We start from the raw sequence: 22,445 nt of genomic DNA on the forward strand, positions 1-22,445 counted from the left end.
CTGCCCTCGACGGACATGCCCGTTCCGTGGCCCAGGGATGGACATGCCCATCCTTTGGCGTCAGGGGCGGGCATGCCCGTTGGTTGCCGCGTTGGCGCACGGACATGTCCGCTCCTCGGGTCGGCGCATGGACATAACGTGAATATGTCCATTCGTCGGCGCCAGGGATGGGCATGTCCGTCCCGGGGGTGGCGTGCGAACAGTTAGGCTGAACTGACGCCACCACCGCGGCCTCGCCGCACTACACCGAAGGATGAGTTCATTGGGATTTGCTGAAATCTTCGTGGCCACCCATGATGCCGCCCTCAAGCGCGCGACGGCCCTCGACGGCGGCGCCGCAGCCGCCCCGGGCGCGGTCCGGATCCAGGACATCAGCGACTTCGAGGTCGAGCGGCTCGGCGACCTGGCCGGTACCGCGGTGCACGCTGCGGGCGCCGATTACGAACTCGCCATGGTGGACGTGGCCAGCGACTCGCTCCTGGGCGTCCCCGCCGCCATGGTCCGCGCACTCGCGGACCTGCTCAGCTACGAGACGGAAGGCGACGGCGACGTGCTCGCCGACGTCGCCGAAAGCTGGGCGGCGGAAGAGGATATGCCCTTCGGCGCGGACCAGGCGGCCCGCTATGTCCGCCAGCTCGCCGGGCTCGCGGCCGGCGTCGACCCGGCCACCCGGGCCGGACTTTACGTCTGGACTTCCTGACGCCGCGAACAAGGGCCGCCGCCCCATCACCCTGGTAAAAACCGGCCCCATCACGCCCGGCTGGGGTGTCAAGTCGAAATCCTCGCGGTGATCTGGCACAATGAACAGGTACTCGATCTGCGTGGCCCCTCTCTCCGCGTCCGGATCCTGTCCTTTAGAACCCCCAAGTACGGCCCGCCCCACGGGTGCAGAACGCCGGGCTCGACCCCGTTTCAGAAACAGGAGTGACCACAAAAGTGGCCGTAAAGATTCGCCTTAAGCGCTTCGGTAAGATGCGCGCACCGTACTACCGCATCGTCGTCATGGACGCACGCTCCAAGCGTGATGGCCGTGCCATCGAAGAGATCGGCAAGTACCACCCGACCGAAGAGCCCTCGTACATCGAGGTCGACTCGGACCGTGCCCAGTACTGGCTCGGCGTCGGCGCACAGCCGTCCGAGCAGGTTTCCGCGATCCTGAAGATCACCGGTGACTGGCAGAAGTTCAAGGGTCTCCCGGGCCAGGAGGGCACCTTGAAGACTAAGGCTCCCAAGGAAGCCTTTGTCACCCCGGAAAAGGGTTCCGTGATCATCCCGGAAGCCATCACCAAGAAGGCTAAGAAGGACGACGCAGCCGAGGCTCCGGCCGACGCCGAAGCAGAGACCACCGAGGCTGAGTAGATTGCTGGCAGAAGCGCTCGAACACCTGGTCCGCGGGATTGTTGACAGCCCCGAGGACGTCAAGGTCAGTGCCAAGAACAACCGCCGCGGGGACACCCTCGAAGTGCGCGTTCATCAGGACGACCTCGGACGGGTGATCGGTCGCCAGGGCCGCACCGCACGCGCACTGCGCACTGTGGTGGCGGCACTGGCGGACGGCGAGCAGGTCAGGGTCGACGTCGTCGACACCGACCGCCGCCGGTAGCGCGACCAGCAGTACTTATCTTTAGTCCGGCCCCTCCACCAGCTTATGGTGGAGGGGCCGGACTGTTTTGCGCAGCAAATGCACCAACACTTTCAAAACGAATCGAACAGAGGAACAGATGCAGCTTCAGGTGGCACGAATCGGCAAGCCCCACGGCATCCGCGGCGAGGTAACCGTTCAGGTGCTGACGGACGCTCCCGGTGACCGCTTCGTTCCCGGCACCCAGTTCGTGGTTGAGCCGGCCTCGTCCGGTCCACTGACCGTGGAAAGCGCCCGCTGGAACAAGGACATCCTGCTGCTGGCCTTCGAGGAAGTGGAAACCCGCAATGACGCGGAAGCCCTCCGCGGCGCCAAACTCTACATTGAGACCGAGGAGCTGGACGAGCACGACGACGAGGGCTGGTACGAGCACGAGCTCGTGGGACTGGACGTCCGCGTCGGCGATACCGTCGTCGGCAAGGTCTCCGGACTGCACACCATGCCGGTCCAGGACCTGTTGGTCGTAACGGACCGGGGCGGCAAGGAAATCCTGATCCCGTTCGTGGAGCAGATCGTCCCCGAGGTCAACGTCGCCGACAAATACGTCGTTGTCACCCCGCCGGCGGGCCTGTTTGAGGTCAACACCGAGGCGGGCGCTACCCCGGACGACGGCGACACTATCCGCCGCTCCCAGGGCGGCGACACTGTCGGCCGCTCCCAGGGCAGCGCGGAGGACAACACCTAAGATGCGGATCGACGTCGTCAGCATCTTCCCCGAGTACCTCGCCCCGCTGGAACTTTCCCTGATCGGGAAAGCCCGGCAGGACGGCCTGCTGGAGCTCAACGTGCACGACCTCCGGGATTTCACCACCGACCGGCACCGGACGGTGGATGACACCCCATACGGTGGCGGAGCCGGCATGGTCATGAAGCCCGAACCCTGGGCCCAGGCGCTCACTGCCGTGGCCGAGGCCGCGATAGAGACGGCGCCGCAGGCTGCGACCGAGGCAGCGCCCGAGAAGCCTGAGGACTCGGCGGTGCGCAAGCCGGTCCTGATTGTCCCGTCGCCGGCGGGGCAGCGCTTCAGCCAGGCCATCGCGCATGAGCTCGCGGAGGAGGACCAGCTGGTCTTCGCCTGCGGCCGGTACGAGGGCATCGACGAACGCGTCCTTGAATGGGCGTCGGAGCATTTCACCGTGCGGCCCATGAGCCTGGGCGACTATGTACTCAACGGCGGCGAGGTCGCCGTGCTCGCGATGGTGGAAGCCGTCGGGCGGCTGCTGCCCGGCGTCGTCGGCAATCCCGAATCGCTGGTCGAGGAATCCCACTCCGACGGCCTGCTGGAGTACCCGGTCTACACCAAGCCCTCCAGCTGGCGGGACCGCGAGGTCCCGGCGGTGCTGCTGAGCGGTAACCACGGCAAGATCGCCCAGTGGCGGCGGCATGAACAGTACCGCCGCACCGCGGAGCGTCGCCCGGACCTGCTCGAGGAGTTCGACGCCGGGGCCCTGCCCCGCGCGGACCGTACGGCGTTCGGTGACCTCGGGTACGACGTCGTCGACGGCCGGCTGCGCCGCCGCGGCGCCTGAAGCGGGCTGTTCGGACCGCGTAATTCACCAAATCACCGGTGAATGTGGCAAAATTAGTCCTTGTGCCTGCTGGGTGCGAACCTGCCACAGGGGGAGCGTCACCAACAGCGCGGCACCCCGGTCCCGTCGATTCCCGACGGAACCGGAAAGTCAAAACTTTCGGCGGCAATTTCCGGTGCCTTCAGCGCCCGGGCTTGGCCGCCGTGACCCAACGTGAATGACCTGTGGCGTTCACCAGGAGTGGATCAATGCATATCCTCGATTCCGTAGACGCAGCCTCGCTGCGCAACGATGTTCCCGAGTTCCGCGCGGGTGACACCATCAAGGTGCACGTGAACATCATCGAAGGCAAGAACTCCCGTGTCCAGGTCTTCCAGGGCTTCGTCCTGGGCCGCCAGGGCGACGGCGTCCGCGAGACCTTCACCGTCCGCAAGGTTTCCTTCGGTGTCGGCGTGGAGCGTACCTTCCCGGTGCACTCCCCGATCATCGACAAGATCGAGCTCGTCTCCAAGGGTGACGTGCGCCGCGCCAAGCTTTACTACATGCGTGCACTGCGCGGTAAGGCTGCGAAGATCAAGGAAAAGCGCGACTTCCAGACCGCCAAGTAAGTCCTCCGGACTTTCCCAGCGGATCCCCGGAGGGCTCCGGCAGTTGCCGGAACCACCCGCCACTGCGCCGTTCAATTAGAAAAGCGTTAGAGGACACGGATCATGGAACAGACAAAACGCCGGCCCAGGAAACTGGGCTGGCGTTTTGTGCTTTTGGGATTGGTGCTGGCCGTGGCCATCAGCGGCCTCGTCCGGTCCCTGTGGCTGGATATCTACTTCATTCCCTCTACCTCGATGGAGCCATTGCTTCGGGACGGGGACCGGATTGTGGTGTCCCGTACCGACTTCGCCCTTGACCCGGTCCGCCGCGGCGACATTGTCGTCTTCGACGGCCGCGGCTCCTTCGCCCCGCTCAACAGCGGCAAGGGACCAGTGGGTGATGTCCTGGCCGGCGCGGGGCACTGGCTCGGCCTGACCGGGAGCGATACCACTTACGTCAAGCGGGTTATCGGTCTGCCGGGCGACCACGTGGTGTGCTGCGGCGCGGACGGTCGGCTCACAGTCAACGGCCAGCAAGTTCCGGAACCCTATGTCTATGAGGGCGATGCACCCAGCCGGCTCAAATTCAACGTCCTCGTTCCGGAAGGACGGCTCTGGCTGATGGGGGACCACCGGTCCAAATCCGCGGACTCCCGGAGCCTGCTCGGCGCCCCCGGCGGCGGCATGGTCCCGCTGGAGCGGGTGATTGGCCGGCCGGTCCAGATCATCTGGCCGCTTGATAGATTTGCAGCAATACCGCGGCCCACCGGGGCCGAGACGACTACCACAAAGAACGGACAGTAGATGCCCGAGACCGGACCCCGGACTCCTGATCCGCGGGGGCACGACGAGCCCCGAGTGACCTCCGCACCCATCCCCGGCGGGGAACATCCGACCACGAGGATGCCGGCCACACCGCGGCCCGAGCCTGTGGCCGAGCCTGTGGGGGAGCCGGTGCAGGCGGAGAAAGCCGAGCGCCGGGAGGAGGCCCGGGTGCAGCCCGAACGGGCACTGGACGCTCCGCTGGCCGGCCCCTCGCACGCCGGACCGTCGTCGGCGCGGGCCCGGAAAGCGAAAGCCCGCGAGGGCCGCAACCCCATGCTGGCCTGGCTCAAGGAAATCGCCACGGTGGTGGTGATCGCCGTCGTCCTGTCGTTCCTGATCAAGACCTTCCTGTTCCGTGCCTTCTACATCCCGTCCGAGTCCATGATGAACACCCTGGACGTCAACGACCGGATTTTCGTGAGCCTGCTGGTACCGGAGCCGATCGCCATGCAGCGCGGCGACGTCGTGGTCTTCCGCGACACCAAGGGCTGGCTGGTCCCGACCGCGCAAAAGCCGGCCGGACCGCTCACCGGCGTGCAGGATGCACTGACTTTTGTCGGTCTGCTGCCGGATAACTCCGAGCAGCACCTCGTGAAGCGGGTCATCGGCCTGCCCGGCGACCACGTGGTCTGCTGCGACGGCAGCGGCCGCCTCACCGTCAACGGCACCCCGCTGGACGAAAAGTACGTCAACAAGGCCGAGGTCCCGCAGGTCCGCGACTTCGACGTTGTGGTTCCCGCCGGCAAGGTCTGGGTGATGGGCGATAACCGCAACCACTCCGCCGACTCGCGCGCGCACCAGGAAACCAACGGCGGCTTCATCGATGTGGCCGACATCGAAGGCAAAGCGGCAGTCATCGCCTGGCCGCTGAACCGCATCACGTCGCTCGACAATTACCCCGACGTCTTCCGCAACGTCCCGGCGCCGGCACGAAAGTAGCTACCGCTGTGTCCGTCGCGCCCACTCTCGACTACGAGCGCCGCTTCCGGGGCTCCGGCGCCCGCCTGCTCGCCGGAATCGACGAGGTAGGCCGCGGCGCCCTCGCCGGGCCGGTCAGCGTCGGCATCGCCGTCGTGGATCTGCACCAGCAGGGACTGCTCGCGGATGTCCGGGACAGCAAACTGCTCAAGGTGGCGGAGCGGGAACGGCTGGAACCGCTGGTGCGCGCGTGGAGCGTTGCCTCCGCCGTCGGCCACGCCAGCGCGGCCGAGATCGACGCCTTAGGGATCATCGGCGCGCTGCGCCTTGCCGGGAACCGCGCCTGGGCTGCGGTGCTGGCGGACGGCGTGACCCCGGACGTGGTGCTTCTGGACGGCAGCCACAACTGGCTCTCACCCGTGGCTCAGGCCTCCCTGTTCGACCCGGAGCCCGACGACGGCGCGCGCGAGCCCGGCTGCGACGCGCCGGTCCACACCCTCGTCAAGGCGGACATGCAGTGCCTCAGCGTGGCCGCTGCATCGGTGCTGGCCAAGGTCGAACGTGACCGCCAGATGGCGGCCCTGCACACCGAGTACCCTGCATTCGGCTGGGACGTGAACAAGGGCTACGGCACGGCGGCGCACAAGGGCGCCCTGCGCGCCGCGGGACCCACCCCGTACCACCGGGTCAGCTGGCAGCTGCTGGGCGACTAGGCCGGGCCGAGGCCCGCCGTGGCGCACGGCCGGCGCCCGATGGTGCAAGATGGAACCATGAGTGCCGAGGACCTTGAAAACTATGAAACCGACATGGAGCTGCAGCTCTACCGCGAATACCGCGACGTCGTCGGGCTGTTCAGCTATGTTGTCGAGACCGAACGGCGTTTCTATCTGGCCAACCACGTGGACCTGCAGGCCCGCAGTGCAGACGGCGAAGTCTATTTCGACCTGACGTTGCAGGATGCCTGGGTCTGGGACGTCTACCGCTCGGCCCGGTTCGTCAAAAGCGTCCGTGTCATCACGTTCAAGGACGTCAACGTCGAGGAACTCCCGCGCAATGAGGAGCTCGCGCTGCCGAAGGTTGAAGACCTGGGGAACTAGGTTTCCCGCCGGAGTTACCCACATAGCCAAAGTTCTGGCCGCGACCTTTCCGTGCTGCGCCCCACGCTGGAGGCATGAGAGCTAAGGACGTGCTGGGCCGGCGCGGCGAGGAACTTGCCGCCGGCTTCCTCGAAGGCCAGGGCATGCGGATCGTGGACCGCAACTGGCGCTGCGCCGAAGGCGAGATCGACATTGTCGCGCTCGACGGCGATGCCCTGGTCATCGCCGAAGTGAAGACCAGGAAGTCCCTCGCCTACGGGCACCCTTTCGAAGCCGTCGGTATCGACAAACTGGCCCGGCTGCACCGGCTGGGCTCGGCCTGGTGCCGGGACCACGAACTTCGGATGCCGCTCCGCCGCGTGGACGTCATCGCCGTGGTCGACAACGGCACCGGCGGCCCGGCCATCGAACACCTCAAGGGGGTGGGGTAGGTGGCGCTGGGACGGACCTACTCGGTGGCGCTCGTGGGGTTGAACGGCTATATCGTCGAGGTCGAGGCGGACATAGGCCAGACTTTGCCGGCCTTCGTGATCCTTGGCCTGCCGGACGCCTCGCTCAACGAAGCGAAGGAGCGGATCCGCTCCGCCGCGCACAACTCCGGCATCCCTCTGAGCCGCCGGAAGATCACCGCGAACCTCATTCCCGCATCACTGCCCAAACGCGGCTCGGGCTTCGACCTGTCCATCGCCATGGCGGTGCTGCTCGCGGCCAACGATGTCCGCTCCACCGGGCGGCACGTGTTCATCGCGGAACTTGGACTGGACGGACGGCTGCGTCCTGTCCGTGGCATTCTCCCCGCCGTGATGGCTGCGGTCCGCGCCGGGTACCCGGACGTGGTGGTGGCGCAGGCCAACGCCGCCGAGGCCGGGCTGGTCCCGGGCGCCAGAGTCAGCGGCTACCGGACGCTGGCCCGGCTGGCCCTGGACTTCGGGGCCGACCCGCAGGACCTGGCCCTCGACTTCGAGCCGGCTGATGAGAACCCCGACGACGCCGAGGAGTCCAATACCCCTGGTCTGGCACCGGACATGTGCGACGTCTCGGGCCAAGGCGAGGGCCGCCGTGCACTGGAAGTGGCCGCCGCCGGAGCGCACCACGTACTCCTGACCGGGCCGCCGGGTGCCGGCAAAACCATGCTCGCCGAGCGGCTGCCGGGCCTGCTCCCGGACCTCGGTGACCGGGAAGCCATTGAGGTGACCGCCATCCACTCGCTGAGCTCGCTAACCTCCGCCGCCGTGACGCTGCTGCGCCGGCCGCCGTACGAGAACCCGCATCACACCGCGACGGCGGCCGCCATCATCGGCGGGGGATCCGGGCTGCCCCGGCCGGGCGCAGCGTCCAGGGCGCACCGGGGCGTGCTGTTCCTGGACGAGGCCCCGGAGTACGAGCGACGGGTCCTGGACGCCCTCCGGCAGCCGCTGGAAAGCGGCGAGCTGGTCATTCACCGTTCTGCTGGCACCGCGGCCTATCCGGCCCGGTTCCAGCTGGTCCTCGCCGCCAACCCGTGCCCCTGCGGCAAGGCTTCCGGCAAGGGCGTGGACTGCACGTGCACGCCGATGATGCGCCGGCGCTATCTCGCGCGGATGTCCGGGCCGTTGCTGGACCGGGTGGACATCCAGCTGGCGGTGGAGCGCGTCGCCCTGGCGGATTTCGGGCAGGCCCGTCCCGAAGAAGGAACAGCCGACATCGCCGCGCGGGTGATGGCCGCCCGGGAGTGCCAACTTCAACGGCTGGAGCCGCTCGGGCTGGAAACCAATGCGCAAGTCCCGGGGCGGGTGCTCCGCGGTCCGCTGCGCCTCGCCGGTCCCACCACCCGGATCCTCGACCACGCGCTCGAACGCGGAGCCCTGACGGCCCGAGGCTATGACCGTGTGCTCCGGCTGGCGTGGACACTGGCCGACCTCGGCGGCCGCGACGGACCGGACGCGGACGACATTGGCCAGGCCCTCGGGCTCCGGCAGTCAACGTCGGTGGCGGCGTGAGTGCGCCGTCCGGGGCCGCCTGCGCCCGCTTTCCGTTGCGGACCGTCCGTTCGCCGCGCCGCAATTCTGCCCGCACGAAAAGGAGTCAACAGCAGCATGACTGAGAACGAACGCACTGCGCGGGCGGCGCTCTCCCGGCTCATGGAGCCCCAGGACGCCGCTGGACTGGCACTGGTACGGGCTGCCGGGGCAGAGGACGCCCTGAGGATCGCCACCGGGCAGCTCGCCCCCGGACAGGCCTTTGAGGAGGAGCTCTCGCAGCTGCTGGCGGAGAACAGCGCCGGCGGCGGATGGTCCGGTCTGGGGATGGCATTGAAACGTTGGGCGCCGAGAGTCCAGGACCTCGCGCCGGAACGCGACTTGGCCACCGTGCAGCGCCTCGGCGGGCGGCTCATCATTCCCGGCGATGACTTCTGGCCCGGGCAGCTCGCCGACCTCGGTCTGCAGGAGCCGCTCTGCCTCTGGTGGCGCGGCGTGGAGCAGGAGTTGCCGCCCCTGAATAGGTCCGTCGCCCTGGTTGGCTCGCGTGACAGCACCTCCTACGGTGCCGCCGTCACCGGGGATCTGGCCTACGGACTGGCCCAACGCGGGTTCACGATCGTCTCCGGCGGCGCCTACGGTATCGACGCCCACGCCCACCGTGCAGCCCTGGCCGGCGCCGCCGGGGGACTGCCCACCATTGCCGTGATGGCCGGGGGAGTGGACCGCTTCTACCCGGCTGGCAACGACGATTTGCTCCGCGCCGTGGCCAACCAGGGCGCCGTTCTGGCCGAGGTTCCGCCGGGATCCGCCCCCACGCGGTACCGCTTTCTGCAGCGCAATAGGCTCATTGCCGCGCTGGCGGCAGTCACGGTGGTGGTCGAGGCGCGATGGAGGTCCGGGGCGCTTAACACGGCACACCATGCCGAGAACCTCGGCCGTGCCGTGGGGGCCGTGCCCGGGTCGGTGCATTCCGCCAACTCGGCGGGCTGCCACCGGCTCCTCCGCGAGGGCGGTGCCGTCTGTGTTACGGATACCGGGGAAATCGCCGAGCTGGCCTCGCCCAGCGGTGAGTCGCTGCCGGAAGCGCGGTCAGGACATGTCGAGGCCCACGACGGGCTGACCCTGGAGGATCTGATCCTGCTGGACGCCCTCCCTCTGCGGGTTACAAGCTCCGTGGAGAAGCTCGCAGTGGTTGCGGGCCTGAGCACCGACTCGGTCAGGGCGGGCCTGGGCCGGCTCGGGCTGCTGGGTTTGGCCGAATCCCAGCGCGGCGGCTGGAAACGCTCCGCCGCCGCCGGATGACCCGCTGCCGGGCACGCTGCCCAGCGCCGCCGCCGTACCCGCCGCCGCCGTACCCGGCGCCGCCGTACCCGGCGCCGCCGGCGGTGCGCCCTTACCCGGCCCCATACGCCGGGACGTGGGGGTCCGGCGCGCCGTGGGGGTGCGCCGGAGCAGGGCACTTTGCTGGGAAAGTGGAAGCGTGTCAACAGATCATCTGCCATCAGCCCTGGCCGACGCTGCCCGCGGCTTCGGCCGGTACCTGGAAGCGGAGCGGGGCCGCTCCGCCCACACGGTGCGCGCCTATTTGTCCGATGTCGCGAGCCTGCTAGACCACGCAGCATCCGAAGGCGTCCTCACCCTGGCCGACCTTGAGCTCGGCACCCTGCGCCGCTGGCTCGGCGGCCAAAGCGAAGCGGGCATGTCCCGGGCCACCTTGGCGCGCCGCGCTGCAACGGCCCGGGCCTTCACTGCCTGGGCCGTCCGCGAGGAACTCATCACCGTCGACCCCGCCCTGCGGCTCAGGGCGCCGAAGCGGGAGAAATCCCTGCCGGGCGTCCTGCAGCAAGGGCAGGTGCGGCGGCTGGTGGAGGGCGCCGAATCCGCTGCGGCGGAAGGGGAACCGATGGCCTTGCGGAACCGCGCCATGCTGGAGCTGCTCTACGCCACCGGCGTCCGGGTCGGTGAGCTCGCAGGCCTGGACATTGACGATCTCGATCCGGACCGCCGGACGTTGCGGGTGCTCGGCAAGGGCAACAAGGAGCGGACGGTGCCATACGGACTGCCCGCGGCCCTGGCCGTGGACGACTGGCTGCGCCGCGGACGCCCGGCCCTCACTGCCGACGGCTCGGGCCCGGCGCTCTTCCTCGGTGTACGCGGGAAGAGGGTGGACCAGCGCCAGGTCCGCAGCGTCGTAAAGAGGCTGCTGGACGGTTTGGGCGACACGTCCGCGACGGGCCCACACGCGCTGCGGCACTCGGCCGCCACACACCTGCTGGATGGCGGGGCGGACCTCCGGGCCGTGCAGGAGATCCTGGGCCACAGCAGCCTTGCCACCACCCAGATCTACACCCACGTCTCCGTCGACAGGCTCCGGCAGAGCTATCAGCAGGCACATCCCCGCGCCTGAACACGGCCGCCGTCGTCCCGTAACAAAGTCCGCCACGACGCGCCGGTAACGACGCGCCGAATTGCACTGGCGTAATTAGGCGGGGTACGGCAGAATAAGACTCACGCCCGGCAACTTTCAAGTGGTGCTTGAAGCTCTTGAGCATCGTTCCACCACCTGAGATCCGGACCTATTTTTTGCAGCACTAGAAACTGAATAGTCTGGCAGGGGCATCCGCCCCGCACGCGGATTCACGCAGCAGACAGACATCCAGGCAGAGGTCGTTGGGGAAGACGTACCTATAGCTATGGAGGATGGAATGTCTGTTGCACTAACCCGCGGTGTCCTGTTCGTTCACTCGGCCCCGACCGCCCTGTGCCCCCACGTTGAGTGGGCCATTGGGTCGGTCGTGGACAAGCGCACGGACCTTGAGTGGACTGCCCAGCCCGCCGCGCCCGGAATGTTCCGGGCCGAGCTGTCGTGGACCGGAACACCGGGCACGGGGGCTCAATTGGCGTCTGCGCTCCGCGGCTGGGCGCACCTGCGCTACGAGGTCACCGAAGAGCCCAGCCAGGGCGTCGACGGTGGACGCTGGTCGCACACCCCGGAGCTCGGCATCTTCCACGCCGTCACTGACGTCCACGGCAACATCATGGTCTCTGAGGACCGCATCCGTTACGCCTACGAATCAGGCGCCGGCGACCCCTCCGCGGTCTACCACGAGCTCTCCCTGGCTCTTGGCGAGGCCTGGGACGAGGAACTGGAGCCCTTCCGCCACGCGGCCGAAGGCGCCCCCGTGCGCTGGCTGCACCAGGTCGGCTAGGCAACCCCGCAAGCCACCCCCGCAGGCGAACCCCCGCAGGGTCAGCACACAACCACGGCAGCACACTCCATAGCAACGCCAAATGACAGATGGCGGCAATGTTCACGAAGAACATTGCCGCCATCTGTCATTTCAGCGTGCGGGCCGGAGGCCTTTGGCGCTAGATGCTGCGGATTGCAATAACGGCGTTGTGGCCGCCGAAACCGAACGAGTTGCTCAGCGCCACAATGCCGCCCTCGGGCAGCTTGCGCTCGGAGGTGACGACGTCGAGCGGGATCTCAGGATCCTGGTTCTCGAGGTTGATGGTCACCGGAGCCTTGCGCTCATGGACGGCCAGGACGGTCAGGACGGCCTCTACGGCGCCGGAGGCACCCAGCAGGTGGCCCATCTGCGACTTGGTGGCGGAAACCGCCACGTTCTCCACGTGGCTGCCCAGGGCGGCCTTCAGGGCGGCGTACTCGGGCTTGTCGCCCACCGGCGTGGAGGTGGCGTGCGCGTTGACGTGCACCACGTCCTCGGCCTGGATCCGGCCGTCGAACATGGCGGCTTTCAGGGCCCGGGTGGCGCCGAGGCCCTCGGGGTCCGGGGCCGTGATGTGGTACGCGTCGGCGGTTACGGACGTGCCGGCGAGCTCGGCGTAGATCCGGGCGCCGCGGGCCAGGGCGTGCTCCTCGGCCTCGAGGACCAGCGCGCCGGCCCCTTCACCCATGACGAAGCCGTCACGGTCGCGGTCGTAGGGGCGGGATGCGCGCTCGGGATCGTCGTTGCGGCGTGAGAGCGCCTGCATCGAGGCGAAGGCGGCGATCGGCATCGGGTGGATGGCGGCTTCGGCGCCGCCGCAGACGACGACGTCGGCCTTGCCGGATCGGATCAGGTCCAGGCCCACGTGTACGGCCTCGGTGCCGGAGGCGCAGGCGGAGACGGGGGTGTGGGCGCCGGCGCGGGCACCCAGGTCGAGGCTGACGGCCGCGGCAGGGCCGTTGGGCATCAGCATCGGCACGGTCATGGGCAGCACACGGCGGGGACCCTTTTCGCGCAGGGTGTCCCAGGCGTCCAGGAGGGTCCAGACACCGCCGATGCCGGTCGCGAAGGCGACGGCGAGGCGGTCGTGGTCGATCTCGGTGATGCCGGAGTCCGCCCAGGCCTCACGGGAGGCGACGACGGCGAACTGCGTCGACGGGTCCATGCGCTTGGCCTCGACACGGCTCAGGACCTCGGTTGCGGGGTTGGAGGCGCGTGCGGCGAAGTGCACCGGGAGCTCGTACTTGGCTACCCAGTCGTCCTCAAGCGTGTGCGCGCCGGAGACGCCCTTCAGCGCGTTCTTCCACATCGTGGGGACATCGCCGCCAATGGGTGTTGTGACACCCAGACCGGTAATGACTACTTTGCGTGCCATGGGATCACTCTCTGTCGGTGCGCCTGCCGGATCCGGAACCTGGGAAAGGCTGCCGCGGCGTGCGTAGGGAAAACTCGGTGGTCTTGCGGAAGGTCATGCAAAAACGGGATGCTGCGGTGGTGTTCCGGTCCGGGGCGCCGTTGGGCGTCCCGGACCGGCCACGGGCCGGCGTCTCGCCGGCCGAACCAAAGGTCAGGCGGAATTAGGCCTGGGCGTTGGCGATGAAGCTGACGGCGTCGCCGACGGTCTTGAGGTTCTTGACCTCTTCGTCGGGGATGCGGACGCCGAACTTTTCCTCAGCGTTGACCACGATGGTCATCATGGAGATGGAGTCGATGTCCAGGTCCTCGGTGAAGGACTTGTCCAGCTCGACAGCCTCGGGGGCCAGGCCGGTCTCTTCGTTGACGATTTCAGCCAGGCCGGCCAGGATTTCTTCGTTGCTAGCCATTGATGGCTCCTTTTCTTGTTGGTGCCGTCGGCTTCCGGTGGTTGTGCCGGGAGAGTCTGGCGAAATGATTCAAACCGAGGGTTCGGCTTGGTGTGGGAATCCGTGCTGTTGAGCAACGCTCCAGCCGGGGGAGTGCGGTGTCCGCCTACGGAAGCACAATCACCTGGGCGCCGAAGACCAGTCCTGCGCCGAACCCGATCTGCAGGGCCAGTCCGCCGCTTAGTTCAGGGTTTTCCTGCAGCAAACGGTGGGTGGCGAGGGGGATGGAGGCTGCCGAGGTGTTACCCGCCTCGGCGATATCCCGGGCGACCTTGACGGTCTCCGGAAGCTTGAGCTGCTTGGCCATTTCGTCGATGATGCGCATGTTGGCCTGGTGCGGGATAAAAGCGGCGAGGTCGTCGGCGCTGACGCCGGCGGCGTCGAGGGCCTGCTGCGCCACCTTGGCCATCTCCCAGACCGCCCACCGGAACACCGTCTGGCCGTCCTGCCGCAGCGTGGGCCACAGGGCAGCCTCGGTCACGGCGGCTTCACCTTCGCTGAGGGCCGGGTCTTTCTTGCCGGCGGCGGCGAAGTCCCGGATGTCTAGCATTGAGTGGGTCATGCCGATGGCGTCCCACTTGCTGCCGTCCGAGCCCCACACCGACGGCCCGATGCCGGGAGTGTCGGAGGGGCCGATGACGACGGCGCCCGCGCCGTCGCCCAGGAGGAAGGAGATGGTGCGTTCGGTGTTGTCGATGACGTCGGAGAGCTTCTCGGCGCCGACGACCAGGACGTACTTGGCCGCGCCGGAACGGACCAGCGCGTCCGCCTGGGCAATGCCGTAGCAGTACCCGGCGCAGGCGGCGGAGATGTCGAAGGCCGGTGCCGGGGTGGCGCCGAGACGGTCCGCCAGGCTCGCTGCGGCCGACGGTGTGGCGTACGGGTGGGTGACGGTGGAGACGATCACGGCGCCGAGTTCGGAGGCCTCAATGCCGGCCTTCTGCAGGGCTTCGCGGGATGCGCCTTCGGCCATGTCGATGACACTGACGTCGGCAGGAGCCCGGTGGCGGGTGATGATGCCGGTGCGCTGGCGGATCCACTCGTCCGAGGAATCGATCCACTGGCACACGTCCTCGTTCGTAACGATGACGTTCGGACGGTAGGCGCCGAGACCCAGGACGCGGGTGTTTTCCTGCAGTGCTGCCTGCTTCAGAGCGGGAGCGCTCATTTGCCTCCCTCCAGTTCTGCGAATAGGGCCAAGGCGGCGGAGAGGTCGTCCGGGGTCTTGACGGTGACTGTCTTCACGCCGGGCATTCCACGTTTGGCCAGCCCGGCCAGTGTACCGGCCGGGGCCAGTTCGATAACGCCGGTGACGCCGCGCTTGACCATGGTGTCCATGCAGAGGTCCCAGCGGACGGGGCGGGAGACCTGGGCGATGAGGCTGTCGACGGCGGCACCGCCGTCGGTCACCTCGGCGCCGTCGAAGTTGGACAGCAACGGCACCTGCGGGTTCCGCGGGTGCAGCGAGGGCCGGAGGGCCTCCAGTGCAGCGACGGCGGGCGACATGTGCGAGGTGTGGAACGCGCCGGCGACCTTCAGCGGGATCACGCGGGCCTTGGCCGGCGGGTTGTCGGCGAGGGCCTTCAGCTGCTCCATGGTGCCGGCGGCGACGGTCTGGCCGGCGCCATTGACGTTGGCCGGGGTCAGCCCGCAGGCTTCGATTGCGGCCAGTACCTCGGCGGGGTCGCCGCCGACGACGGCGCTCATGCCGGTGGGCGTGGCAGCTGCGGCAGCGGCCATGCCGTTGGCACGTTCGCGGACAAACGTCATGGCTTCGGTTTCGGTCAGCACACCGGCCAGGGCCGACGCGGTGATTTCGCCGACCGAGTGGCCGGCGAGGACCACGGGGAGCGCGCCGAGTTCGACGTCGAAGAGTGACTGGGCGGCAACGAGTCCGGCGGCGACGATCAGGGGCTGCGCGACGGCCGTGTCCTTGATGGTCTCCTCGTCGGAGGTGGTGCCGTGGGCGGTGAGGTCGATACCTGCTATTTCGCTAAGTGAGGCCAGGTGGCCTGCGACGGGAGGCAGTTCCAGCCAAGGGGCCAGAAAACCAGGGGTCTGGGAGCCCTGTCCAGGGCAGACGATTGCAAGCACGTATCCAGCTTTCCAAATTGCCGCGTGATTCATCGGTACTTTCATGCACCAAGCTCACTGGGTCAGTTTGTAGGAAGTCTACAACGGGTCAGGAGTTGTTACGGGACGGCTGGCGTTCGGTGGAGGGCCTCGGCGGTGCCGAGAGGCGGCCCACCACCAGCGCCGCCTGAAGCACAAATGCCTCGCGGGGGATCAGCGGATCCCAGCCGGTGACGTCGCAAACACGCTTGAGCCGGTACCGCACGGTGTTGGCGTGGACGAAGAGTTCGCGGGCCGTCGCTTCGAGGGAATGGCCCAGTTCCAGGTAGGTCCCCAGGGTCTCGACCAGACCGTTCGAGGCTGCGACCAGGGGCCGGTAGATGTTCTTCACCAGGGAACGGCGGGCGGCGTCATCGCCGGAAATCACCCGCTCCGGCAGGAGGTCATCCGCCGCCACCGGGCGCGGCGCGGAGGGCCATGCCCGGGCGGCGGTGAGGCCCGCGAAGGCGGACTGGGCGGAGCTGCTGGCCTCCAGCAAGGAGCCAGCCTCGGCCCCGTAGACCACCGGCCCCGGGGCGAAGAGCTCGCTGAGTTTCTGGCAGGCGGTCTCGCGGTCCTGCACGCCGCCCAGGATCAGGATGAGCCGGTCGCCCTGGATGCCCACCAGGGCATCCTCGGCAAATCGCCCGGCAGTGCGGCGGAGTTCGCTGACATAGCTGGCGCTGGGCTCCGACGGGGAATTTCCGACCATAACAGTGAAGCGTTCCTGCGCCTTCCAGCCCAGGGCCGCGATGCGGGAGCGCAGGGCGTCCGTGTTTTCGCCGCGCAGGATGGCGTCCACAATCAGGGCCTCAAGCCTGGTATCCCAGGAGCCCCGGGTCTCGGCGGCGCGGGCGTAAACGTCCGCGGCGGCAAAAGCCACTTCCCGGGAGTACCGCAGCACGGCCTCGCGGAGGTCCGCCTGGTCGGCCTCCGGGGCGATGATCGGCACCTGGTCCTCGACCACTTCCACCACAATCCGGATTAGCTGCAGGGCTTTCTGCAGGCTGATCGAGCGGGTCAGTTCGGTGGGTGCGGTCCCGAAGACATCGGAGAGGATCCACGACGGCGAGCTGGGCCGTTCGAACCAGGTGACGAAGGCGGCGATGCCGTTCTGCGCCACCATGCCGAGGGCGGAGCGCTCATCGGAGTTCAGCCGGCTGTACCAGGGCAGCGATTTCTCCAGCTGCCGCAGGGTGGTGGTGGACAACTGGCCCACGCTGGCCCGGAGCTTTTTGAGCGTCTCGGCCTTCTCCGGGGTGAGCGCCCGCACGGACGGTTTGCGTTTTGCGGGGGTGGTGGTGGGCTCTGCCATGCATCGAGCATACGGCGCCCGCCGTCCAAGCTCCATTTGTGCAAAGGCTACAAGACGCTTTGGGCTGCATCACAGCCTTCGCGGCGCAGGCCCGCGCGTGTCGGCGGGCCCCCTCCGGTCCGGACCCTACCGGTTAAACGCCCGACGGCGGCCCCCACCTGGGTGGGGACCGCCGTCGGGCGCTGGCTCTGTATCCTGCGCGGGACGCAGGTTACGAGTCGCCGCCGGCGTTGCCGGTGGTGCCGGCGTTGACGTTCAGGAGGCGGTACTTCTCGATCGCCTGGGCCGGGGCCTGGGCGTCGACCTCGCCGCGGCGGGCCAGCATCTGCAGGGAACGGACCACGATCGAGTGGATGTCGTTCTTGAAGAAGCGGCGGGCTGCGGCGCGGGTGTCCGAGAAACCGAAACCGTCGGCACCGAGCGAGGCGAACTCGTTCGGGATGAACTGGCGGATCTGGTCGGGGACGGCCTTCATGTAGTCCGAGACGGCCACGATGGGTCCGGTGGCCCCGGCGAGCTGTTCGGTGACGAACGGGACGCGTGCGGGCTGGCCGGGGTTGAGGAAGGCCTCTTCCTCGGCGGCCATGGCGTCGCGGCGCAGTTCGGTCCAGGAGGTGACGGACCAGACATCGGCGGAGACGCCCCAGTCCTCGGCCAGGAGTCGCTGGGCCTCAAGGGCCCACGGAACCGAAACGCCGGAGGCGAGGATCTGCGTGCGCGGGCCGTCGATCTTGGCCGGTGCCAGCAGGTAGATGCCCTTGACGATGCCCTCGACGTCGAGCTCCGCGGGTGCCGGCGGCTGGACGATCGGCTCGTTGTAAACCGTGATGTAGTACATCAGGTTCCGTGCCGGGTCGTTATCCGCAGGGCCGGGGCCGTACATCCGGTTCAGGCCATCACGCATGATGACGCCGATTTCGTAACCGTACGCCGGGTCGTAGGTGACCACGGCCGGGTTGGTCGAGGCGAGGATCGGGGAGTGGCCGTCAGCGTGCTGCAGGCCCTCACCGGTCAGCGTGGTGCGGCCGGCGGTGGCGCCGATGATGAACCCGCGGGTCATCTGGTCGGCGGCTGCCCAGAAGGAGTCGCCGGTGCGCTGGAAACCGAACATCGAGTAGAACACGTAGATCGGGATCAGCGGTTCGCCGTGCGTCGCGTAGGACGTGCCCGCGGCGGTGAACGCGGCAACCGAGCCGGCTTCGTTGATGCCGGCGTGGACGATCTGGCCGGCGATGGATTCCTTGTACGCCAGGACCAGGTCGCGGTCCACGGACAGGTAGTTCTGGCCGTTCGGGTTGTAGATCTTGGCCGTCGGGAAGAACGCGTCCATACCGAAGGTGCGTGCCTCATCCGGGATGATCGGCACGATCCGGGTGCCGAAGTCCTTGTCCCGCATCAGGTCCTTGAGCAGGCGGACGAACGCCATGGTGGTGGCGGCCTGCTGCTTGCCGGACCCGCGGTTGGCGACCTCGTACGCCTTGTCACCGGGCAGGGTGACGTCGGTGTGCTTGGAACGGCGCTCCGGGACGAAACCGCCCAGGGCGCGGCGGCGCTCCATCAGGTACTTGATCTCCGGGGCGTCGGCGCCCGGGTGGTAGTACGGCGGCTGGTACGGATCGGCTTCAAGCTGCTCGTCCGTAATCGGGATGCGCAGGTGGTCGCGGAAGGCCTTCAGGTCCGCCAGCGTGAGCTTCTTCATCTGGTGGGTCGCGTTGCGGCCCTCGAAGTGGGTGCCCAGGCCGTAGCCCTTGACCGTGTGGGCCAGGATGACCGTCGGCTTGCCCTTGAACTCGGTGGCGGCCTTGTACGCGGCGTAGACTTTGTTGTAGTCGTGGCCGCCGCGCTTGAGGTTCCAGATCTCCTGGTCTGTCATGTCCGCGACCATGTCCTTGGTCTGCGGGGTCTTGCCGAAGAAGTGTTCGCGGACGAACCCGCCGGATTCGGCCTTGTAGGTCTGGTAGTCGCCGTCGACGGTTTCGTTCATGATCTTCACGAGCGAGCCGTCTTCGTCCTTGGCCAGCAGGTCATCCCACTCGCGGCCCCAGACAACCTTGATGACGTTCCAGCCGGCACCGCGGAAGAACGCCTCAAGCTCCTGCATGATCTTGCCGTTGCCGCGGACGGGACCGTCGAGGCGCTGCAGGTTGCAGTTGATGACGAAGTTGAGGTTATCCAGCTTGTCGTTGGCCGCGAGCTGCAGCAGGCCGCGGGATTCCGGCTCGTCCATTTCGCCGTCACCGAGGAAGGCCCAGACCTGCTGGTCTGAGGTGTCCTTGATGCCACGGTTGTGCAGGTAGCGGTTCGACTGCGCCTGGTAGATGGCGTTCATCGGGCCGATGCCCATCGACACGGTGGGGAACTCCCAGAACTCCGGCATCAGGCGCGGGTGCGGGTAGCTGGAGAGGGCGTGGCCTTCCTTGGACTTCTCCTGGCGGAAGCCGTCGAGGTCCTCCTCGGTCAGCCGGCCTTCCATAAAGGCGCGCGAGTACATGCCGGGGGAGGCGTGGCCCTGGAAGAAGACCTGGTCTCCGCCGCCGGGGTGGTCCTTGCCGCGGAAGAAGTGGTTGAAGCCCACCTCGTAGAGGGTCGCCGCGCCGGCGTAGGTGGAGATGTGGCCGCCGACGCCGATTTCCGGGCGCTGCGAGCGGTGGACCATAACGGCCGCGTTCCAGCGCAGCCAGGCGCGGTACTTGCGTTCGATTTCTTCATCGCCGGGGAACGGTGCTTCCTGGTCCACGGGGATGGTGTTGACGTAGTCCGTGGTGGTCACCATCGGCACGCCTACGCTTTGTGCGCCCGCCCGCTGAAGCAGGCTGCGCATGATGTACTGGGCACGCTCGGTGCCCTGTTCCTGAATTAGGGTGTCCAGGGACTCCAGCCATTCGGCGGTCTCTTCGGGATCACGATCAGGCAGCTGGTTAGTCAACCCGCTGAGGATATGGGAGGTATCTTCTCCTGCAGCCACGTCCAACCTCTCTTTGAGCGCATTCATCGGCACCCTCAGCTCCGGCAGGGTAACTGCCTGGCGTGAACGCGACGTGTGCGACATATCGGTAACAGCAGCCCGGTCCTGTGTGCCGGGCTAGGTCCAATCACAACCATGCCCGCCTGTATCAGCGGCCTATGTCCGCGCAGGCATAGTCGTCATCAGCCACTCTAGCCTTGTGCGTCGGCGGATGCGTAGCCGCTGCATGGGGCCCGCTCCGTATTTCACGGGCATACTGGTTCTGTGACGCGGAGGCCTCCCAGGGCCCCCGTAAGCCGCGGTGTGACGCAGAATATGGCGGATCGCGGGGTTTACAGCTTGAAGCCAAGGCGCAAAGGGTGTTGGCTTGGAGTAATGGAAATCACTAGCAGTAACGGAACCACCCAGCAGTTCACCAGGACGCACAAAGAGCATAGGAGCAACACGTGAGCGAGGCCGACGCCGCCACTTCGGTAAATGTGGCGGAAAAATTGGGTTTCAAAAACGGAGACCTGATTCAGGAATTCGGTTATGACGACGACGTCGACTTCGACTTGCGTGACGACATTGAGGACCTCACGGGTTCTGAACTGTTCGATGAAGACGACCATGAGGTGGTCGACGCGGCCATTCTCTGGTGGCGGGACGGCGACGGGGACCTGGTGGACACCTTGGTTGACTCGCTGACGACACTGACCGAGGGCGGTGTGGTCTGGGTACTCACCCCGAAGAACGGCCGCGAGGGTTACGTTTCCCCGTCGGATATCCAGGATGCGGCCCCCACCGCCGGACTGCACTGCACCACCTCCGCCGGGGTCTCCCGCGACTGGAGCGCAACCCGGCTGGTCACGCGGAAGAACAAGTGACCCGTAGCTCCACGGAAGCTGCGGTCGTGGCTCCCGACGCCCCGGCTGTCGGCCAGGCCGCCCCGGACTTTGAGCTGGTCAACCAGTTCGGCGAACCGGTCCGGCTTTCCGGACTGCGCGGTCGCACTGTGGTGCTGGTCTTTTTCCCCTTCGCCTTCTCCGGCATCTGCACCGGCGAACTCTGCGAGATCCGCGACAACCTGGCGCTCCTTGACGACGCCGGCGCGGCCGTGCTCGGGGTGTCGGTGGACAGCAAGTTCACCCAGCGCGCCTATGCGGAAAAGGAAGGTTACGAATTCGACCTGCTGGCCGACTTCTGGCCGCACGGCGACGTGGCCCACCGGTACGGCGTGTTTGACGCCAAGAGCGGCATGGCCCAACGCGGCACCTTCATCATCGATGCATCGGGAATTATCCGGTACGTCGTGGTCAACCCGCGGGGCCAGGCCCGGGACTTTGCGGAATACCGGGCGGCCCTGGCGGCCCTCGAGGGAAACTGACGGCAGGGGCAGGAAGCATGAGGCAGCGGCGGCCGGGTATTGGCATGACGGGATTCGCCAGCCTGCCGCCGGTGACCGCCGTCGAACCCGCCCGCAGCGACCTGGAAGTCCTGCAGGACATCCACGGCGTCCTGGCGGGAAAGCGCTTTGCGCTGCTAACCGGTGCGGGCCTCAGCACGGATTCGGGGATCCCCGATTACCGCGGCCCGGGCGCTGCCCCGAGGGCGCCCATGACCTACCAGGAATTCATCGGCGACACGGAGAACCGGCGCCGCTACTGGGCGCGGAACCATATCGGCTGGTCGCACCTGCGCCGCGCCGGCCCCAACGACGGTCATGTTGCTGCCGCACGCCTGGAGCGGCGCGGGCTGATTACGGGCCTCATCACGCAGAACGTGGACCGGCTGCATGAGGACGCCGGGAGCGAAAATGTGGTGGATCTTCACGGCCGCTTCGACCGCGTGATCTGCCTGGCCTGCCACCGGCGCTACACCCGCTCACTGCTCGCCGGGGTCCTTGAGGAGCTCAACCCCACCTTCCTGGCCGACGCGCTGGCCGCCGGCGTCGTGGAAATGGCGCCGGACGCCGACGCCACAGTGGAGGATTCGGAACTGATTGCCGGCTTCGTCGTCGCGAATTGCCCGGCCTGCTGCGGAACGCTGAAACCCGATTTTGTCTATTTCGGCGAGAACGTTCCGAAGGACCGCGTGGAGCGCTCCTACGCCATGGTGGACGCCGCGGAGGCTCTGCTGGTGGCGGGATCGTCGCTGACCGTGATGAGCGGGCTGCGGTTCGTCCGGCACGCGGCCAAGCAGGGCAAAGCCGTGGTGATCATCAACCGGGGGCAGACCCGGGGCGATGACCTGGCCACCATCAAGCTGGAGGCCGGCGTCAGCGAATCCCTGACCTGGCTCGCGGCGGAGCTGCCCGCGGTTTGAGGTTCCCCGCCCCCGCCGCCGATTAGTGTTTCGCGCCAGGATTCGGGTAGAGTCATTGTTCGTTGGTTGACGCACTTGCGGTGTGGAAACAACGTTTT

General features: G+C 67.4%; 24 protein-coding genes. 18 read left to right on the top strand and 6 right to left on the bottom strand.

Features of this window, described 5'->3' with window-relative positions; all coding sequences use genetic code 11:
- Nucleotides 1-262 precede the first annotated feature (262 nt).
- The 15 genes from AC1DHY_RS05380 (at nt 263) to AC1DHY_RS05450 (ending at nt 11,768) form a co-directional block, all read left to right on the top strand.
- Nucleotides 263-700 (top strand): hypothetical protein, encoded by a 438-nt coding sequence (locus tag AC1DHY_RS05380; RefSeq protein WP_476878069.1) that lies wholly within the window; start codon nt 263-265, stop codon nt 698-700.
- Between the two features lie 236 nt (nt 701-936).
- Nucleotides 937-1,359 (top strand): 30S ribosomal protein S16, encoded by a 423-nt coding sequence (rpsP, locus tag AC1DHY_RS05385; RefSeq protein ID WP_346960772.1) that lies wholly within the window; start codon nt 937-939, stop codon nt 1,357-1,359.
- Between the two features lies 1 nt (nt 1,360).
- A complete protein-coding gene (locus tag AC1DHY_RS05390; RefSeq protein ID WP_056632598.1) occupies nt 1,361-1,603 on the top strand; it encodes an RNA-binding protein in 243 nt (80 codons plus the stop codon).
- 118 nt (nt 1,604-1,721) lie between these two features.
- Nucleotides 1,722-2,327: a ribosome maturation factor RimM gene (gene rimM, locus AC1DHY_RS05395; protein WP_476878070.1), complete on the top strand. Its 606-nt coding sequence runs from the start codon at nt 1,722-1,724 to the stop codon at nt 2,325-2,327.
- Nucleotide 2,328: 1 nt separating this feature from the next.
- Nucleotides 2,329-3,171 carry a tRNA (guanosine(37)-N1)-methyltransferase TrmD gene (trmD, locus tag AC1DHY_RS05400; protein WP_476878071.1) on the top strand — a complete coding sequence of 281 codons (843 nt, stop codon included), beginning with the start codon at nt 2,329-2,331 and terminating at the stop codon, nt 3,169-3,171.
- Between the two features lie 248 nt (nt 3,172-3,419).
- A complete protein-coding gene (gene rplS / locus AC1DHY_RS05405) occupies nt 3,420-3,779 on the top strand; it encodes a 50S ribosomal protein L19 (protein ID WP_056738299.1) in 360 nt (119 codons plus the stop codon).
- 102 nt (nt 3,780-3,881) lie between these two features.
- The gene (lepB, locus tag AC1DHY_RS05410; RefSeq protein WP_476878072.1) at nt 3,882-4,562 is read left to right on the top strand and encodes a signal peptidase I; all 681 of its coding nucleotides are present in this window, start codon (nt 3,882-3,884) and stop codon (nt 4,560-4,562) included.
- 54 nt (nt 4,563-4,616) lie between these two features.
- Nucleotides 4,617-5,522, top strand: a complete 906-nt coding sequence (gene lepB / locus AC1DHY_RS05415) for a signal peptidase I (protein WP_476903281.1) — start codon at nt 4,617-4,619, stop codon at nt 5,520-5,522.
- A gap of 8 nt (nt 5,523-5,530) precedes the next feature.
- The gene (locus AC1DHY_RS05420) at nt 5,531-6,214 is read left to right on the top strand and encodes a ribonuclease HII (protein ID WP_476903282.1); all 684 of its coding nucleotides are present in this window, start codon (nt 5,531-5,533) and stop codon (nt 6,212-6,214) included.
- Nucleotides 6,215-6,271: 57 nt separating this feature from the next.
- Nucleotides 6,272-6,598, top strand: a complete 327-nt coding sequence (locus AC1DHY_RS05425; RefSeq protein WP_290257548.1) for a DUF2469 domain-containing protein — start codon at nt 6,272-6,274, stop codon at nt 6,596-6,598.
- A 74-nt stretch (nt 6,599-6,672) separates the two neighbouring features.
- Entirely contained in the window at nt 6,673-7,029 is a 357-nt protein-coding gene (locus tag AC1DHY_RS05430; RefSeq protein WP_476878075.1) for a YraN family protein, read from the top strand.
- Nucleotides 7,030-8,577: a YifB family Mg chelatase-like AAA ATPase gene (locus tag AC1DHY_RS05435; protein ID WP_476878076.1), complete on the top strand. Its 1,548-nt coding sequence runs from the start codon at nt 7,030-7,032 to the stop codon at nt 8,575-8,577.
- Nucleotides 8,578-8,673: 96 nt separating this feature from the next.
- Nucleotides 8,674-9,861, top strand: a complete 1,188-nt coding sequence (gene dprA, locus AC1DHY_RS05440) for a DNA-processing protein DprA (RefSeq protein ID WP_476878077.1) — start codon at nt 8,674-8,676, stop codon at nt 9,859-9,861.
- A 178-nt stretch (nt 9,862-10,039) separates the two neighbouring features.
- Nucleotides 10,040-10,966 carry a tyrosine recombinase XerC gene (locus AC1DHY_RS05445; RefSeq protein ID WP_476903283.1) on the top strand — a complete coding sequence of 309 codons (927 nt, stop codon included), beginning with the start codon at nt 10,040-10,042 and terminating at the stop codon, nt 10,964-10,966.
- Nucleotides 10,967-11,264: 298 nt separating this feature from the next.
- A complete protein-coding gene (locus AC1DHY_RS05450; RefSeq protein ID WP_136322385.1) occupies nt 11,265-11,768 on the top strand; it encodes a DUF3145 domain-containing protein in 504 nt (167 codons plus the stop codon).
- 160 nt (nt 11,769-11,928) lie between these two features.
- On the opposite strand, the gene fabF is transcribed toward AC1DHY_RS05450, so the two are convergent.
- The 6 genes from fabF to aceE all read right to left on the bottom strand — a co-directional run bounded on the left by fabF (nt 11,929) and on the right by aceE (nt 20,070).
- Nucleotides 11,929-13,164, bottom strand: coding sequence for a beta-ketoacyl-ACP synthase II (fabF, locus tag AC1DHY_RS05455; protein ID WP_476878079.1), 1,236 nt, complete (start codon nt 13,162-13,164; stop codon nt 11,929-11,931).
- A 202-nt stretch (nt 13,165-13,366) separates the two neighbouring features.
- Nucleotides 13,367-13,612: an acyl carrier protein gene (locus AC1DHY_RS05460; RefSeq protein WP_175320862.1), complete on the bottom strand. Its 246-nt coding sequence runs from the start codon at nt 13,610-13,612 to the stop codon at nt 13,367-13,369.
- A gap of 145 nt (nt 13,613-13,757) precedes the next feature.
- Complete coding sequence (locus AC1DHY_RS05465; RefSeq protein WP_476878080.1) at nt 13,758-14,819, bottom strand: beta-ketoacyl-ACP synthase III; 1,062 nt, start codon at nt 14,817-14,819, stop codon at nt 13,758-13,760.
- Nucleotides 14,816-15,745, bottom strand: a complete 930-nt coding sequence (locus AC1DHY_RS05470) for an ACP S-malonyltransferase (RefSeq protein ID WP_476878081.1) — start codon at nt 15,743-15,745, stop codon at nt 14,816-14,818. The genes AC1DHY_RS05465 and AC1DHY_RS05470 overlap by 4 nt, the downstream gene beginning before the upstream one ends.
- Before the next feature lie 88 nt (nt 15,746-15,833).
- Nucleotides 15,834-17,078 carry a PucR family transcriptional regulator gene (locus AC1DHY_RS05475; RefSeq protein WP_476878082.1) on the bottom strand — a complete coding sequence of 415 codons (1,245 nt, stop codon included), beginning with the start codon at nt 17,076-17,078 and terminating at the stop codon, nt 15,834-15,836.
- A 211-nt stretch (nt 17,079-17,289) separates the two neighbouring features.
- A complete protein-coding gene (aceE, locus tag AC1DHY_RS05480; protein WP_476903284.1) occupies nt 17,290-20,070 on the bottom strand; it encodes a pyruvate dehydrogenase (acetyl-transferring), homodimeric type in 2,781 nt (926 codons plus the stop codon).
- 419 nt (nt 20,071-20,489) lie between these two features.
- Here aceE and AC1DHY_RS05485 point away from each other — a divergent pair, with 419 nt between their 5' ends.
- Genes AC1DHY_RS05485 through AC1DHY_RS05495 form a run of 3 tightly spaced genes read left to right on the top strand, consistent with a single transcriptional unit; the run spans nt 20,490 to nt 22,347 of the window.
- On the top strand, nt 20,490-20,909 hold the full coding sequence (locus AC1DHY_RS05485) for a DUF3052 domain-containing protein (RefSeq protein WP_476903285.1): 420 nt from the start codon (nt 20,490-20,492) through the stop codon (nt 20,907-20,909).
- A 26-nt stretch (nt 20,910-20,935) separates the two neighbouring features.
- Entirely contained in the window at nt 20,936-21,409 is a 474-nt protein-coding gene (locus AC1DHY_RS05490) for a peroxiredoxin (RefSeq protein WP_476880580.1), read from the top strand.
- Between the two features lie 17 nt (nt 21,410-21,426).
- On the top strand, nt 21,427-22,347 hold the full coding sequence (locus tag AC1DHY_RS05495) for an NAD-dependent protein deacetylase (protein WP_476880581.1): 921 nt from the start codon (nt 21,427-21,429) through the stop codon (nt 22,345-22,347).
- The last annotated feature ends 98 nt before the right edge of the window (nt 22,348-22,445 follow it).

It is taken from the genome of Arthrobacter sp. 05L44 (genome assembly GCF_056397605.1).